We start from the raw sequence: 14,884 nt of genomic DNA, 5'->3' as shown, positions 1-14,884 counted from the left end.
ATACCGAAAATTCATCGGCATGCGCGGGTAAGCATGCGGTTGCAGGGCGCATGGGTTAGGCTTGCGCCACAGCCGATAAACTAGCTTGATAGCGGGTGCTGACTTAGTAAGCCTGGCCGACCCGCCCTGAGGAATGGAGCCTTCCTGCATGACCGAGCTGAGCACCGCAAAGACCCGCCGTACCACCAACTGGTCTGCCATCTGGGTGTTGCCGCTGATCGCGTTGCTGATCGGCGGGCGGCTGGCCTACCGGGCCTACAGCGAGGCCGGTATCGAGATCGAGATCTTCTTCCCGTCGGGGGATGGCATTCAGGTCAACAAGACCGAGGTCATCTACAAGGGGATGTCGATCGGCAAGGTGATCGGCATGGAGCTGGATGATCAGGGCGATCAGCGCGGTGTGCGTGTCACCCTGGAGATGGACAAGCGGGTCGATCGCCATCTGCGCAGCAATACCCGTTTCTGGCTGGTGAAGCCCAGTGTTTCCCTGGCAGGTATCACCGGTCTGGAGACCCTGGTTTCCGGCAACTACATTACCGCCAGCCCTGGCGATGGCGAGCCGACGCGCAAGTTCGTCGCCTTGACCGAAGCACCACCTCTGGCCGACACGGTTCCCGGTTTGCACCTCACCCTCAAGGCTGAACGCCTGGGCTCGTTGGATCGTGACAGTCCGGTGTTCTACAAGCAGATTCAGGTCGGCAGGGTGAAGAGTTATCGCCTGGCCGAAGATCAGAGCACGGTGGAGATCAAGCTTTTCATCCAGCCCGAGTTTGCCAGCCTGGTACGCAAGCACACGCGCTTCTGGAACGCCAGCGGCGTCTCTATCGATGCGGGGCTGTCCGGGGTCAAGGTGCGTACCGAATCCCTGGCCAGCATAGTGGCGGGCGGTATTGCCTTTGCTACTCCGGAGCACCGCAAGGACAGTCCGCCCACTGACCCCAGCATTCCTTTCCGCCTTTACGAGGACTTCGATGCCGCCCAGGCCGGTATCAAGGTCACCCTCAAACTGCAGGACTTCGAAGGTGTCGAGCCGGGGCGTACTCCGGTCGTTTACAAGGGCATCCAGGTCGGCACCCTGAAGACCATCAAGATCGATGAGGATCTGGCCAGTGCCTCGGTCGACCTGACGCTCGACCCGCGTACCGAGGATTACCTGACCGAGGGTGCGGAGTTCTGGATGGTCAAGCCGTCCATTTCCCTGGCCGGCATCACCGGCCTGGAGGCGCTGGTCAAGGGCAACTACATCGCCATCAAGCCGGGGCCCAAGGGTAATCCGCCAATGCGCGAGTTCGTCTCGCGGGCCAAGGCGCCGCCCCTGGACATAGACGCTCCGGGGCTGCATCTGGTGTTGTTCGCCGACAACCTGGGGTCGCTCGAGGTAGGCAGTCCGATCCTCTACCGCCAGGTCAAGGTCGGTACCATTCAGAGCTTCCAGTTCTCCCGTGATCGCAAGCGGGTCGTATTCGGCGCGCATATCGAGCCGGAGTACGCCAGCCTGGTGAACAGCTCGACCCGCTTCTGGAACGCCAGTGGCTTGACGCTCAAGGGCGGCATCTCCAGCGGCATTGAGGTCAAGAGCGAGTCGTTGCAGACCTTGCTGGCCGGTGGTGTGACCTTCGAGACTCCCGACATGAGTGCGAAGGTCAACCGCAAGATCCAGCGCTTCACCCTGCACCCGAACCGCGAAGAGGCGGTGCAGGAAGGCGTGGCGATTCAGATCAAGGTGCTGAGTGGCGATGGCATAAATCCCGGCACTGCCATTCGCTATAAAGGCATCGATGTGGGCAAGGTCGAGAGTGTGGAGCTGACCAGTGATCTGCAGGCCGTGTTGCTCAATGCCCGCATCATCAAGGCCAGTGAGCGCATTGCCAGTGCCGGCAGCCTGTTCTGGGTGGTCAAGCCCGAGCTCGGCCTGGTGCGTACCGCCAACCTCGATACGCTGGTCAGCGGCCAGTATCTGGAAGTGCTGCCGGCTGCCAAACCGGGCAAGCAGCAGCTCTACTTCGAAGCGCGCAAGCAGGCTCCGACGGCCGAGGTGCAGGAGGCCGGGTTGCGCCTGGTGCTGAGCGCCGCACGCCGTGGCTCGATCAAACCCGGCGTGGTGGTCAGCTACCGTGAGGTACCGGTGGGCAAGGTGACCGAGTTCGAGCTCGGCCCCACCTCGGACCGCGTGCTGATACATATCTTGATCGAGCCGCGCTATGCGCCTCTGGTGCGTAGCGGTACGCGCTTCTGGAATGCCAGTGGTATCGGTGTGGATGCCGGTCTGTTCAAGGGTGTGAAAGTGCGCACCGAGTCCCTGGAAGCGTTGCTGGAGGGCGGTATCGCCTTCGCCACGCCGAACAACCCGGAGATGGGCGGCCCGGCCAAGGCCGGCCAGACCTTCGCCCTGCACGACGAGCCGAACGATCAGTGGTTGCAGTGGGTGCCGAAGATCGCCCTGGAGAACTAGGTGCATTCAGCTTGGTTTAAGTCGGCTTGGCTATCGTGGCCCCCGTCGAAACCAATCACTCCCGACGGAGAATCCAGATGAACAAGCTGACTGCCCTTTTCGCCATCACCACTCTCGCCGCCACTGCCGGTATCGCCCAAGCCCGTGACCTTGGTCCGGACGAGGCTCTGAAACTGCGCGACGCCGGCACCATCCAGAGCTTCGACAAGCTCAACGCCGCCGCCCTGGCCAAGCACCCCGGCGGCCAGGTCACCGAGACCGAGCTGGAAGAAGAGTACGGCCGCTACATCTACCAGGTGGAAGTGCGCGACGCCCAGGGCGTGAAGTGGGATCTGGAGCTGGACGCCACTAATGGCCAGATCCTGCAGGATCACCAGGACGATTGATCCCATCCCCAAGAAAAAGGGCCGCAGCAGCGGCCCTTTTCGTTTGCGCGAAGGAATCAGGCCAGCTCGGCCTGCTCCTCGGTGACCTTGGAAGTCTCGCGGCGCCTGATGAACTTCCAGTCCGCCTCGTCGATGTAGATACCGTTGGGCCCGCTGCCGCCTTCCAGGTCGATGGCCACATGGGCCGAGACCTGCGGCTTCACCGAGGCGAGGATCGGTACGAAGCCCAGCTGCAGGCTGGTCTCGATCAGCGCCTGCTGGTTGCGCTCGTCGATATCCGCCGCCTCGTCGAGGTAGTAGGGCAGGCGCACCTTGCCGGCCTGCTCGCGGTCCATCAGGTGCAGCAGCAGGTACATGTTGGTCAGCGCCTTGATGGTCATGGTAGTGCCGTTGGAGGCGGCGCCATCGATGTCGGTGTGCATCACCGGCTGACCGCCGACCTTGGTGATCTCGAAAGCCAGCTCGAACAGGTCTTTGAGGCCCAGCTGGTTGCCGTTGGCCGCCACCAGGCGCGACAGATAGTCCTTGGCCTCTTCGTTCTTGGCGTCCTGCTCGGCGCTTTGGCTTAGATCGAACACCGACAGGGTCTCGCCTTCCTCGTACTGGCCGGCGCTGTGGATGATCTGGTCGATGTGCTTGAGCGCGTCGCGGTTGGGCGCCAGGACGATGCGGAAGCTCTCCAGGTTGGAGACCTGGCGCTTGTTGATCTCGCGGTTGAACAGCGCCAGCTGGTGTTCCAGATTGTCGTAGTCGCTGCGGATATTGCGCAGGGTCCGGGCGATGTCGGTGACCGCCGCACGTCTGGCCTTCGCTAGAGTGAGCGCCTCGTCCTGGCGGTGCGCATAGGCGTTGACCAGCAGCTGCAGGCGGCGCTCCGGGTCATCCTCGCTGTCGAACTTGGCCACGCCCTTGAGGCGCACCTGGGCATACAGCGCGTCGATCTGGCCGTCGATGCGCTGCAACGCCTGCCAGCTGTCCTGGTAGTCGTTGAGCAGCGGCAGCAGGTTCTCCAGCGAGTCGTCGACCGGCTCCATAAAGGGCGTGCCGAAGGGCAGGTCGGCCGGCAGCAGTTGGCGACGGCGCAGGGCGTCTTCCAGAGTACGTTCCTTGGCTTCCAGATCGGCCAGTTGGCGGCCGACCAGCTGCAGCTTGGCGGACAGCTGCTGCACTCGCTCGGTGAAGGCGTCCGATGCGCGCTTGAGTTCGTCCTGGGCGGCTTCGGCCTGGGCCAGTTGCTCCAGCTTGGCCGGCTCCTCGGCGGCCAGGGTCTGGCTCTTGCGGAAGTCTTCCAGGGCTTTCTGCGCGTCCAGCACGGCCTGGTACAGCTGCTCGGCCTGGGCCTTGCTCGCGGCGCGGTCGTTGGCCACCGCCTGCTGGGTCTTGAGCTGCTTGAGCTCGCGCTCCAGGCGGTCCTTCTGGTCGCGCAGGGCGGCACGGTCGGCCAGGGCCTGCAGGGCCGGCGGTTCGATATGCGAGAGGTCGATGGACAGGCCCGGCACGGCGAAGGTGTCGCCCTTGAAGCGATCCAGCACGGCCTCTACCGCCTTGACCCAGTCGTCACCTTCGGCCTGGATGCCTTTCTCGCCGAGTGGCAGGCTGAACAGCTGGCCGTTGAACAGACGCATCAGGCGGTCGACGTCGGCCTGGCTGAACTCCTCGCGCAGGCGCGAGTAGCTGTTGTTGTCGGCGTGGTCGAGCTGCTGCTTGACCGACTTCAGGCGCTTCTCCAGGTCGCGCAGGCGCTCGTCCAGGTCCTCGGCGGAGAACTGGCGCGACTGCGCCAGGGCGCCGGCCAGCTCGTCGTGAGCATCCTTGGCGGCGAGCAGTTGCTCCTCCAGCACCTTGGCGTCGGTGACCAGGGCGAAGCGGTTCTTCAGCACCGACAGCTCGCCGAGCCAGCGCTGGATCTCGCTGATCTCGCGCTCCAGGCGCATCAGCTCGGCGGTGCCGCCGCGCTGCTCGCTCTGCAGGCCGTCCTGCTCGCGGCGGTAGTGCTCGGCCTGGATCACCAGCTCTTCCTTGCGCGCGCCGGAGTAGTCCTGCCAGGCGCCGAGCAGGTTATCCAGCAGCGGCGAGAGGCGGTGCAGCTTGCCGCGCAGCACTTCGCGCTGAGCCACGCCGCCGGACAGAGCCTCGACCAGCGGGCCGGCCGCGACCAGTGCCTGGTAGTCCTGCTCCATGCGGCGCACGTCGCGGAAGGCTTCCTCGGTCGCGGCGATATAGTCGACGCTGCCGGAACGCAGGCTGTGCTCGAAGGCATCGAGGAACAGCTGCTTGAGCTTGGCCGCGGTGATCTCGCGCATATGCAGCAGGTTGATGAACAGGGCGCGGAAGGTCTTCAGGCTCTGTTCGCTGGTGGAGCGCAGCGGGATCAGGGTCAGGTCCAGCGGGATGCTGGTGTGGCCGCCGACCAGCAGGCGGCGCAGTTCCTCGGGCTTCAGTTCATAGGGCGTGATGCCGGCCTGGCCGAGGTTCTTGAACAGCTCGCGCTGGCGCAGGCAGACGCCGTCTTGCTGGTAGTGTTCCAGATGCAGCTCGCCCTGGTAGGCGAAGAACTGGTGGCCGAAACCGCCGCCCGGGCCGCGCCCGGCCACGCCGATCACATGAGGGCCGTGGGGCAGGGCGACCTCGACCAGGATGTAGCTGGTGTCACTGGCGAAGTAGAACTTGCGCGAGGCTTCCAGGCTGTACTTGCCGAAGCTCATATCGGACATGCGCGCGAGGATGGGGAACTGCAGCGCGTTGATTGACGCCGACTTGCCCAGGTTGTTGGCGCCGTAGACCGACAGCGGGTTCTCCAGCGGGAAGATGCCGAGGCTGTAGCCTGCGGTGTTCAGCAGGGCGAAGCGGCGGATGCCGTAGCGTTCCTGGCTCATGCGTCGATCTCCTGGGCGTCACGTTCCTCGGCCATGGCTCGGGCCAGGGCCTCTTCCTCGGATTCTTCGCTGGCAGCGGGCAGCGGCTCGATGCGCACGATGTCTTCCTCGGCTTCGTCGACCACCAGTTCCGGTGTCGGCAGAGGCAGGTTGCTGTGTAGGCTGGCGGCCAGGTCGCGGTCCTGCTGCACCGACAGGCACACGTCGAGGAAGCGGTGCATCGGTGCGAGGAAGCGGTACACGCCGTTCTCCTCGCTGGCGAAACCGAGCTGAGCCAGGCGGCGCATGACCTTCTCTTCCAATTCTTCTTGGGTGGTGACCTCGGCCTGCAGGAACAGGTCCTTGTACTTCTCCAGCAGCGGCGGCAGCTCGTCGCGGCCGAGGCTGCCACCGTCGAGCACGGCCAGCGGGTCGCGGCCCTGGTCGGCCAGGTGCTCGACCAGGATAAAGGTGAACAGCGCCAGGCGCTGGGCAGTCTTGTTGACCTGGGCGCCCATCTGCTCGGGGACGAAGTAGTAGAAGCCGCGGCTGTCGCACACCAGCTCGTAGCCGAGCGATTTGAACAGCGCGCGGTAGGCGTCCTGCTGGTTGGACAGCTGGGTATACAGCTCGGGGGCGGCACGGCTTATGTGGTAGCCCTTGAACAGCTCGCGGAAGATCGGCGCGAGCTGGGTGAGTTCTTTCAGATCGATATTCATGCGGAGGTCCCGGCCGGCTTGATCAGGGCATAGGAGCTCAGGCTGACCTGATGCTCGCGGGTGAGGTAGTCGCGGCGCTCGAGGCGCTCGCGCTGGAAGCGGCCGTCACGCGACAGCCGCGAGAACCAGTAGAGGAGTTCGTCGGTGGCGCCTTCCGGCTCCTGTTCCAGCAGCCAGGTCATCAGGTCCGGCAGCGGCAGGGCCTGCTCGCAGCGCTCGATCATCTCGCGGGCGGTGCGGGGCGCCTTGGGCGCAGCGCCCTTGCGCGCGCCACTGGCCCGGGGGAACTGGTTGGGTTTGGGCTGGAAGCGGGCCAGGGCGTAGACGTAGCTTTCCACCTGGCTGGCGGTGCCGAGGAAGGTGCTCTGCGGCCGGGTGAACAGCGGCATCGAGGCCTGCGGCAGGGCGTCCAGACCCTTCTTGCGGATCACCGACAGGGCCAGCGCCGCGCCACGGGTCACGGCGTTGTGCCGGCGTGCTTCCTCGCGCAGCGGCAGCAGCAGCTCGCGGGCCTTGCGCAGGGTCAGCTGGGCGACGGTCTGCATCTCCAGGATGCGCGCATGGGTACGCAGCAGCAGGTCGTCGTCGACCAGCTGGCCGAGGCGCTGCTGTTCGCCGAGCAGACGCAGCAGCACCTGCTCGACGCGGCGCACGCCCTGCTCGAAGGCGCCGTCGGCGGAGACCAGCTGGATCATCGGCTCGACATATTCGTCCCAGGTTGCCAGCACCTCGGCGTAGCGCTGCCGTAGCGGAATCTGCCGGTCCGAGGTCTTGGCCCGCTCGGCCACGCCGACCAGGGCCTGCTCGTCGTTGGCCAGTTTCTTGAGCACGTCTCTGACGCGCATATCGAGCAGGCGCAGCTGGCGCGCCAGGTCGTTGCCGTCGCGCACCTCGAAGGCGTCCTGGATATAGCCGGCCAGGCGCTCCAGGTGGCGCAGGTAGGCTTCGATCTCCAGGCATAGGCCGAGGCGGTGCTCACGGCGCAGGTAGGCGAGGAAGTCGTGGATCTGTGCGTTCAGCTCGAAGCGGTTGGGGCTCTTGGCCACCGGCACCAGGATGTCCAGGCGGATCCACTGGTCGAGCAGGGCGGTGATGTCGGCGGGGCTACCCTCGGGCAGCTGCGTGCTGAGCTGGTTGCGCAGCTCCACCAGGCTCAGGGTGCCGGTGTCGAAGCGCTCGCACAGCGGTTCGAGCAGCGTCCAGTGCTCGGCGAGGGCGCGCAACACGCGCTTGGGGTCGATCATGGGCGGGGTCGGTCCGTCGCAAAAGCCCGGATTGTACTGGAAAGGGCCTGTGCATGACCGTCACTCCATCGGCCTTTTCCCGGGGGCCGATTCAGTCCACAATTCGCGCCTGATTCCGTCCGTCCTGGAAGCCGCTCTTGATCGAAGAAGTCCGCCGTCGCGCCTATCTGACCGCCATGCAGGTGGCCAGCTGGTTGCCGCGCGTGGAGCTGCCATTTGCCGCGGCCTCGCGCGCCGAGTTGCTGCAGCCGTTGCCCGAGCCGGAAGTCGCGCCCGTTGTGCCCGTCACTGCGCCGGTGGTCGAGGCCAAGACAGCGGTCGAGCCGCCGCGCCCGGCTATCGAAGTGCCGCGCCCGTCGGCCGCATCCAAGGTATTCGCCAAGCCGGAGGCCAAGGCCGAGCCGGAGCAAGCGCCGGTGGCCGAGGCCAAGCCGGTGCTGCCGCCCCCACGCTTCGCCCTGCAGCTGCTGCGCGCGGGCGACTGCGCGCTGCTGGTCGAGCTGGCCACCGGCGAACCGTTCCAGAGCCGCGACCCTTCCTATCTGTTGCTCAAGGACCTGTTGCGCGCCGCCGGTCTGCCGGATGCACCGCAGCAGGTCGGCGATGGCTCGCCGATCCGCTGGCCGCTGCTCACCCGCGGCAACCTGGACCAGGGCCCGGATGCCGCCCGCGACTACGTACAGGGCGTGCTGGCCGGCCAGCTGGAGGCCGAGCCCTGCCGCTGCCTGTGGCTGATCGGCCTGCCCGCCGTGCGCTTTGCCGGTGAGGCGGATGCCGAGGCCTACAACCGCGAGCTGCAGGTCGAGGGCCTGGGCGCTGCCTGGGCGCTGCCGAGCCTTGAGCTGCTGATGGACGAGCCCGAGCGCAAGGTCGAGGTCTGGCGTGCCATGCGCCGCATCATGCCGCGCTGGAAGCAGCCGTCATGAGTGCCGCTATCCACTTCCGCCCGATGACCGAGGCGGACCTCGACCGCGTGGTGCAGATCGAGAATGCGGCCTTCAGTCATCCCTGGAGCCGCAACCTGTTCGCCGATGGCCTCAAGTCCTACGACTGCTGGCTGATGTTCGACGGGGATGAGCAGATCGGTCACGGCATCATCCAGATCATTCTCGACGAGGCACACCTGCTCAACATCACCGTGCGCCCGCAGAGCCAGGGCCGCGGGCTGGGGTTGCAGTTGCTGGAGCACCTGATGCAGCGCGCCCGCCAGCTTGGCGCGGGCGAGTGCTTCCTCGAAGTGCGTGCCAGCAACCAGAGTGCTTACCGCCTCTACGAGCGTTATGGCTTCAATGAAGTCGGCCGTCGGCGTGACTACTATCCGGCCGCCGGTGGGCGCGAGGATGCCCTGGTGATGGCCTGTACGCTGTTCGACTAGGCCCGGGCATCCGCATGCCCAGATGGCTTCGGCGCTTTTCCGCAGGGCGTGATCGTTCATGAGCCGTGCTGCGCTGCTGGCCTGGGCCGGCCTGGCGCTGGCCAGTCTGTTCTGGGCCGGCAATTCGCTGGTGGCGCGTGCCTTCACCGGGGCGATTCCTCCGATGTCGCTGGCCTTCTGGCGCTGGGCCATAGCCCTGGTCATCCTCCTGCCGCTGGTCGGTCCCTCGCTCTGGCAGCATCGTCAGGTGCTGCGCAGGGCCGGCTGGCGCCTGTGGCTGCTGGCGGCGCTGGCCATCACCGCCTACAACTGCCTGCTCTATACCGCCGCGCTCAGTACGGCGGCGATCAACCTGAGCCTGGTCAGTACCTGCCTGCCGCTGGCCACCTTTATCGGGGCCGGGCTGCTGCTCGGCGAGTGGCCGGCGCGCAGGGCCTGGGTTGGTCTGCTGTTGGCCCTGTTCGGCTTGCTGTGGCTGATCTGTCAGGGCGACTGGCGGGTGCTGGCCAGTCTGTCGTTTGCGGAGGGCGATCTGCTGATGGTGCTCGCCACGCTGGACTGGGCGCTCTACTCGCTGCTGCTGCGGCGCTGGAATGCCTACTTCCAGCTGCCACCCTTCACCCTGCTCGGCGCGCTGGTGTTGCTCGGCCTGCTCATGCTGGCACCGTTCTACGCCTGGGAGCTCTGGCAAGGAGCGCGCTTCGAACTCAGCCCGGCGAACCTCGCCGCCATTGGCTACACCGCGCTATTCGCTTCAGTGGTGGCTTATCAGCTTTGGAACATCGGCTTGCGCGAGCTGGGTGCCTCGCGTACTGCGATGAGCAATTACCTGATGCCAGTGTTCACCGCCATCCTCGCCTGGGTGCTGCTGGATGAGCGCCTGCAGGACTACCACTGGGTAGGTGGTGCGCTGATCGTCAGCGGGTTGCTGCTGGCGGGGAGAGGGCGGGCGCAGTCGTAGAAGCTGCCCTGCCAGAAACGACAAAGGGCTAGCTTTCGCTAACCCTTTGTTTTGTATGGTGGCTACACCGGGACTTGAACCTGGGACATCAGCATTATGAATGCTGCGCTCTAACCAACTGAGCTATGTAGCCGAGTGGCGCGCATTATTCTCTTGTCCGAGCGGGGTGTCAACCCCTGTCTTGCGAATAAATTGATGCCTTATCAAGCGCTTAGGCGTGACGGCCGGGCAAACGAAAAGCCCCGCGGAGGCGGGGCTTGGCGAGGGCTTAGACGTTGAAGCGGAAGTGCATCACGTCGCCATCCTTGACGATGTAGTCCTTGCCTTCCAGGCGCCATTTGCCGGCTTCCTTGGCGCCGGCTTCGCCCTTGTACTGGATGAAGTCGTCGTAGGCCACCACTTCGGCGCGGATGAAGCCTTTCTCGAAGTCGGTGTGGATCACGGCGGCGGCCTGCGGGGCGGTGGCGCCGATGCGCACGGTCCAGGCGCGGACTTCCTTGACGCCGGCGGTGAAGTAGGTCTGCAGGTTGAGCAGCGAGTAGCCGGCGCGGATCACGCGGTTCAGGCCCGGCTCTTCCATGCCCATGGACTCGAGGAACATCTGCTTCTCTTCGTCTTCGTCCAGCTCGGCGATCTCGGCCTCGATCTTGTTGCACACCGGCACCACGATGGCGCCTTCTTCCTCGGCGATGGCCTTGACCACATCCAGGTGCGGATTGTTCTCGAAGCCGTCCTCGGCGACGTTGGCGATGTACATCACCGGCTTGCTGGTGAGCAGGTGGAAGCCGCGGATGACCAGCTTCTCATCGGCGCTCATGTTCTTCATCAGGCTGCGTGCCGGCTTGCCTTCGCTGAAGTGGGGGATGAGCTTCTCGAGGATGGCTTTCTGCGCCAGGGCTTCCTTGTCGCCGCCCTTGGCGTTGCGCGCGACCTTCTGCAGCTGTTTCTCGCAGCTGTCGAGGTCGGCGAAGATCAGTTCGAGGTCGATGATCTCGATGTCGCGCTTGGGGTCGACGCTGTTGGCGACGTGGATGACGTTCTCGTCCTCGAAGCAGCGCACCACGTGGGCGATGGCATCGGTCTCGCGGATGTTGGCGAGGAACTTGTTGCCCAGGCCTTCACCCTTGGAGGCGCCCGCCACCAGGCCGGCGATGTCGACGAACTCCATGGTGGTGGGGAGCACGCGCTCGGGCTTGACGATGGCGGCCAGGGCGTCCAGGCGGGCATCCGGCATCGGCACGATGCCGCTGTTCGGCTCGATGGTGCAGAAGGGGAAGTTCTCCGCGGCGATGCCGGATTTGGTCAGGGCGTTGAACAGGGTGGACTTGCCGACGTTGGGCAGGCCGACGATGCCGCAGTTGAATCCCATGGTGTATCCCTCGCGGAGATGAAGTCGTGAAAAGGGTCAGGCTTTCTGGCTGTGCAGCTTCTGCATCGCCTTGGTCCAGTCGCCGGCGAGCATTTCGGGTAGCACGCCGAGGGCGTTGTCGATGCTCTTGTCCAGCAGCTCCTGCTCGCTGCGCGGGGCGCGGCCGAGGACGAAGCCGGAGACCAGGCTGGCGTGGCCGGGGTGGCCGATGCCCAGGCGCAGGCGGTGGAAGCCGTTCTGATTGCCGCACTGCGCGATGATGTCACGCAGGCCGTTGTGGCCGCCGTGGCCGCCGCCGAGTTTCAGTTTGGCGACGCCGGGAGGCATGTCGAGTTCGTCGTGGGCCACCAGCATGGCGTCGACCGGAATGCGGAAGAAATTCGCCAGCGCCGCCACGGCCTGGCCGCTGCGGTTCATGTAGGTGGTGGGGATGAGCAGACGAACGTCGCGGCCCTGATGGCTGAATTTGCCCACCAGGCCAAAATACTTTTTGTCGAGGGCGAGGTTGACGCGTTGGCTGTCGGCCAGGCGCTCAACGAAAAGGGCCCCTGCGTTATGCCGGGTCTGGTCGTATTCGGGGCCTGGATTACCCAGGCCGACGATCAGTTGAATGGCAGTCACGTCAGGGGCCCTTTTGCAGGATTGCAGCGCGTGAGTGATTACTCGGCGCTTTCGTCCTTCACGCGGGAAGCGTGGATGTTGGCGACTGCCAGGTCGTTGCCGTGGGCCAGGGCCACCAGCTCGACGCCTTTCGGCAGTTTGATGTCGGACAGGTGAACGATCTGACCGACTTCCACTTTAGCCAGGTCGACTTCGATGAATTCCGGCAGGTCTTGCGGCTGGCAGGAAACTTCGACTTCGGAGATGGTGTGGGACACTTCGCCGCCTTGCTGCTTCACGCCAACGGAGGAGGCTTCGTTGATGAAGTGCAGGGGAACGTGGGCGTTCAGCTTCTGGCCAGCGACGACGCGAACGAAGTCAGCGTGCAGAACGAAGCCTTTGGCCGGGTGGCGCTGCAGGGCTTTGATCACAACGCTTTCGTTGGTGCCGGCAACGTTCAGGGTCAGCACGTGGCTGAAGGCAGCTTCGTTTTCCAGCAGCTTGGCCAGGTCTTTGGCCAGCAGGCTGATCGACTGGGCCGGCTTTTCGCCGCCGTAGATCACGGCAGGAACCAGGCTCTCGTTACGACGCAGGCGGCGGCTCGCACCTTTCCCCAGGTCGGAACGCACGTCGGCATTCAGGGCAAAATTGATCATTACAGTTCTCCAAATAGACCAAACCGTCCGAAGCGCTTGCGACCAGCGTGCGGACGGTTGGGCAAAAAGCCCCACACGTGGCGGGGCACTTGTCGTTCAGGGATGTTCCGCTTAGCGGAACATCGCGCTGATCGATTCTTCGTTGCTGATGCGGCGAACCGCTTCGGCGATAACAGGGGCCATGTCCAGCTGACGGATGCGGGAGCAGGCCTGGGCCGCGGCGGACAGCGGGATGGTGTTGGTCACCACCAGTGCGTCCAGCACGGAGTTTTCCAGGTTCTCGATGGCGCGACCCGACAGCACCGGGTGGGTGGCGTAGGCGTAGACCTTCGAGGCGCCGTGCTCCTTCAGTGCCTTGGCGGCATGGCAGAGGGTGCCGGCGGTGTCGACCATGTCGTCGACCAGCACGCAGGTGCGGCCGTCGACATCGCCGATGATGTGCATGACTTCGGAAACGTTGGCTTTCTCACGACGCTTGTCGATGATTGCCAGGTCGACGCCCAGGCTCTTGGCCACGGCACGGGCGCGAACCACGCCACCGATGTCCGGGGACACGATCATCAGGTTCTCGAAGCGCTGATCCTGAATATCGTCAGTCAGCACCGGCGAACCGTAGATGTTGTCCACTGGTACGTCGAAGAAGCCCTGGATCTGGTCGGCGTGCAGGTCGACGGTGAGCACGCGGTCGATACCGACCACGGTCAGCATGTCGGCCACCACCTTGGCGCTGATTGCCACGCGGGCGGAGCGCGGGCGGCGATCCTGGCGGGCATAGCCGAAGTAGGGGATGACAGCGGTGATACGCGTCGCCGAGGAACGGCGGAAGGCGTCAGCCATCACCACCAGTTCCATCAGGTTGTCGTTGGTCGGTGCGCAGGTCGGCTGGATGATGAAAACATCCTTGCCACGCACGTTCTCGTTGATCTCGGCGCTGATTTCGCCGTCGGAGAACTTGCCTACGGAAGCATCGCCCAGGGGGATATGCAGCTGACGCACGATGCGACGAGCCAGATCGGGATTGGAGTTCCCCGTGAAGACCATCATCTTGGACACGCGCAGTACCTGCCTGGTGTGGTTCCGATGAAAAAAGCTGTTCAAAAAGGCCGGCTTTCTGAACAGCTTTCGAGTATATGGCAGGGGCGGCTGGATTCGAACCAACGCATGGCAGGATCAAAACCTGCTGCCTTACCGCTTGGCGACGCCCCTAAAGTATTTGTCGAATGCTGGGAGGTTAATGGCAGGGGCGGCTGGATTCGAACCAACGCATGGCAGGATCAAAACCTGCTGCCTTACCGCTTGGCGACGCCCCTGTATCGCGTCCCGCATTCACTTCCGAGTTACCGTTTCCAGCTTGCGGTGCAAAGGAGACCTGTTGCAGCCGCGAGCAATGAAGCTCGGCAGGGTGTCCGGAAGTTGGCGCGAGACTTTATCAGCATCGGCCTGGTTTGGGAAGCTCCCAAACACGCAAGCTCCGGTTCCGGTCATCTTCGCATCAACAAATTTGTTGAGCGTTTTCAGGGCGTTACGCACTTCGGGGTAACGCTTCTCGACAACCGGTTGGCAGTCGTTATGACCACCCCCCTCGGGAAGGCTGCGAACTGTAATGGCGGGGGTATCGCGTGTCAACTCGGGCGCGGCAAAAACTTCCGCGGTGCTGACATTGACCTGCGGGATTGCCACCAGGAACCAGGGTTCGGCCAGCTCGACCGGTTGCAGCTGTTCGCCCACACCTTCGGCGAAGGCCGCGCGGCCGCGCACGAACACCGGTACGTCGGCACCCAGCGCCAGGCCCAGCTCGGCCAGGCGCTCTTCACCCAGGTGGGTCTGCCACAGGTGATCGAGGCCGAGCAGGGTAGTGGCGGCATCCGAGCTGCCGCCACCGATGCCGCCCCCCATGGGCAGGCGCTTGTCCAGCCAGATATCGGCGCCCAACCTAGTTGCGGAGGCTTCCTGCAGGCGCCTGGCGGCGCGCACGATCAGGTTGCTGTCATGCGGCACGCCAGGCACCCCGGTGTGCAGCCGGATCTCGCCGTCCTGGCGCAGGGCGAAGCCCAGTTCGTCGCCGTAGTCGAGGAACTGGAACAGCGTCTGCAGCAAGTGATAGCCGTCGGCACGGCGGCCGAGGATATGCAGCATCAGGTTGAGCTTGGCCGGCGCGGGGAGGATCAGTTCGGCGTGATCGGGTATGGCTGGGGTCGTCATGGGGGTTCGATGCGGTAGCGGCAGTGGTCACCCCTCTCCCGTTTACGGGAGAGGGGAAGGGGGAG

13 protein-coding genes and 3 tRNA genes are annotated in these 14,884 nt (G+C 64.7%); 5 read left to right on the top strand and 11 right to left on the bottom strand.

The features are described 5' to 3' along the window. Positions 1-148 precede the first annotated feature (148 nt). Both PA6_RS13655 and PA6_RS13650 read left to right on the top strand, forming a co-directional pair. The gene (locus tag PA6_RS13655; protein WP_021701516.1) at positions 149-2,452 is read left to right on the top strand and encodes a PqiB family protein; all 2,304 of its coding nucleotides are present in this window, start codon (positions 149-151) and stop codon (positions 2,450-2,452) included. Positions 2,453-2,529: 77 nt separating this feature from the next. Then, positions 2,530-2,838 (top strand): PepSY domain-containing protein, encoded by a 309-nt coding sequence (locus PA6_RS13650; RefSeq protein WP_021701515.1) that lies wholly within the window; start codon positions 2,530-2,532, stop codon positions 2,836-2,838. Positions 2,839-2,894: 56 nt separating this feature from the next. On the opposite strand, the gene mksF is transcribed toward PA6_RS13650, so the two are convergent. The 3 genes from mksF to mksB are packed head-to-tail and all read right to left on the bottom strand — an operon-like array spanning position 2,895 to position 7,656. Next, positions 2,895-5,714 (bottom strand): Mks condensin complex protein MksF, encoded by a 2,820-nt coding sequence (mksF, locus tag PA6_RS13645; protein WP_021701514.1) that lies wholly within the window; start codon positions 5,712-5,714, stop codon positions 2,895-2,897. Further along, positions 5,711-6,412: an Mks condensin complex protein MksE gene (mksE, locus tag PA6_RS13640; RefSeq protein WP_021701513.1), complete on the bottom strand. Its 702-nt coding sequence runs from the start codon at positions 6,410-6,412 to the stop codon at positions 5,711-5,713. Before mksE ends, mksF begins: the two co-directional genes overlap by 4 nt. Then, complete coding sequence (gene mksB / locus PA6_RS13635; RefSeq protein ID WP_021701512.1) at positions 6,409-7,656, bottom strand: Mks condensin complex protein MksB; 1,248 nt, start codon at positions 7,654-7,656, stop codon at positions 6,409-6,411. The genes mksE and mksB overlap by 4 nt, the downstream gene beginning before the upstream one ends. Before the next feature lie 137 nt (positions 7,657-7,793). Between mksB and PA6_RS13630 the strand changes: the two genes are divergently transcribed. Genes PA6_RS13630 through PA6_RS13620 form a run of 3 tightly spaced genes read left to right on the top strand, consistent with a single transcriptional unit; the run spans position 7,794 to position 9,992 of the window. Then, positions 7,794-8,582, top strand: a complete 789-nt coding sequence (locus PA6_RS13630; RefSeq protein WP_021701511.1) for a hypothetical protein — start codon at positions 7,794-7,796, stop codon at positions 8,580-8,582. Then, entirely contained in the window at positions 8,579-9,031 is a 453-nt protein-coding gene (gene rimI, locus PA6_RS13625) for a ribosomal protein S18-alanine N-acetyltransferase (protein WP_021701510.1), read from the top strand. The genes PA6_RS13630 and rimI overlap by 4 nt, the downstream gene beginning before the upstream one ends. 58 nt (positions 9,032-9,089) lie before the next feature. Continuing rightward, complete coding sequence (locus PA6_RS13620; RefSeq protein WP_021701509.1) at positions 9,090-9,992, top strand: DMT family transporter; 903 nt, start codon at positions 9,090-9,092, stop codon at positions 9,990-9,992. 56 nt (positions 9,993-10,048) lie between these two features. On the opposite strand, the gene PA6_RS13615 is transcribed toward PA6_RS13620, so the two are convergent. The 8 genes from PA6_RS13615 to ispE form a co-directional block, all read right to left on the bottom strand. Beyond that, positions 10,049-10,125, bottom strand: a tRNA-Met gene (locus tag PA6_RS13615). 135 nt (positions 10,126-10,260) lie between these two features. After that, on the bottom strand, positions 10,261-11,361 hold the full coding sequence (gene ychF, locus PA6_RS13610; RefSeq protein ID WP_021701508.1) for a redox-regulated ATPase YchF: 1,101 nt from the start codon (positions 11,359-11,361) through the stop codon (positions 10,261-10,263). Between the two features lie 36 nt (positions 11,362-11,397). After that, positions 11,398-11,982, bottom strand: coding sequence for an aminoacyl-tRNA hydrolase (pth, locus tag PA6_RS13605; protein WP_021701507.1), 585 nt, complete (start codon positions 11,980-11,982; stop codon positions 11,398-11,400). A 38-nt stretch (positions 11,983-12,020) separates the two neighbouring features. Further along, positions 12,021-12,617, bottom strand: coding sequence for a 50S ribosomal protein L25/general stress protein Ctc (locus PA6_RS13600; protein WP_021701506.1), 597 nt, complete (start codon positions 12,615-12,617; stop codon positions 12,021-12,023). 111 nt (positions 12,618-12,728) lie between these two features. Continuing rightward, positions 12,729-13,670, bottom strand: a complete 942-nt coding sequence (locus PA6_RS13595; protein ID WP_021701505.1) for a ribose-phosphate pyrophosphokinase — start codon at positions 13,668-13,670, stop codon at positions 12,729-12,731. A gap of 78 nt (positions 13,671-13,748) precedes the next feature. Next, a tRNA-Gln gene (locus PA6_RS13590) sits at positions 13,749-13,823 on the bottom strand. Positions 13,824-13,852: 29 nt separating this feature from the next. Continuing rightward, a tRNA-Gln gene (locus PA6_RS13585) sits at positions 13,853-13,927 on the bottom strand. Between the two features lie 16 nt (positions 13,928-13,943). Then, complete coding sequence (gene ispE / locus PA6_RS13580) at positions 13,944-14,819, bottom strand: 4-(cytidine 5'-diphospho)-2-C-methyl-D-erythritol kinase (RefSeq protein ID WP_021701504.1); 876 nt, start codon at positions 14,817-14,819, stop codon at positions 13,944-13,946. Between the last annotated feature and the right edge of the window lie 65 nt (positions 14,820-14,884).

The sequence above is a fragment of the Aquipseudomonas alcaligenes NBRC 14159 genome (assembly GCF_000467105.1).
Lineage (GTDB): Bacteria > Pseudomonadota > Gammaproteobacteria > Pseudomonadales > Pseudomonadaceae > Aquipseudomonas > Aquipseudomonas alcaligenes.
This window is presented reverse-complemented; position numbering and strand designations above follow the sequence as displayed.

What these genes read in the sequence shown, in the direction of transcription:
- PA6_RS13655 (WP_021701516.1), top strand. Translation starts at nt 149, where the DNA reads ATGACCGAGCTGAGCACCGCAAAGACCCGCCGTACCACCAACTGGTCT.
- PA6_RS13650 (WP_021701515.1), top strand. Translation starts at nt 2,530, where the DNA reads ATGAACAAGCTGACTGCCCTTTTCGCCATCACCACTCTCGCCGCCACT.
- mksF (WP_021701514.1), bottom strand. Translation starts at nt 5,714, where the DNA reads ATGAGCCAGGAACGCTACGGCATCCGCCGCTTCGCCCTGCTGAACACC.
- mksE (WP_021701513.1), bottom strand. Translation starts at nt 6,412, where the DNA reads ATGAATATCGATCTGAAAGAACTCACCCAGCTCGCGCCGATCTTCCGC.
- mksB (WP_021701512.1), bottom strand. Translation starts at nt 7,656, where the DNA reads ATGATCGACCCCAAGCGCGTGTTGCGCGCCCTCGCCGAGCACTGGACG.
- rimI (WP_021701510.1), top strand. Translation starts at nt 8,579, where the DNA reads ATGAGTGCCGCTATCCACTTCCGCCCGATGACCGAGGCGGACCTCGAC.
- PA6_RS13620 (WP_021701509.1), top strand. Translation starts at nt 9,090, where the DNA reads ATGAGCCGTGCTGCGCTGCTGGCCTGGGCCGGCCTGGCGCTGGCCAGT.
- ychF (WP_021701508.1), bottom strand. Translation starts at nt 11,361, where the DNA reads ATGGGATTCAACTGCGGCATCGTCGGCCTGCCCAACGTCGGCAAGTCC.
- PA6_RS13600 (WP_021701506.1), bottom strand. Translation starts at nt 12,617, where the DNA reads ATGATCAATTTTGCCCTGAATGCCGACGTGCGTTCCGACCTGGGGAAA.
- ispE (WP_021701504.1), bottom strand. Translation starts at nt 14,819, where the DNA reads ATGACGACCCCAGCCATACCCGATCACGCCGAACTGATCCTCCCCGCG.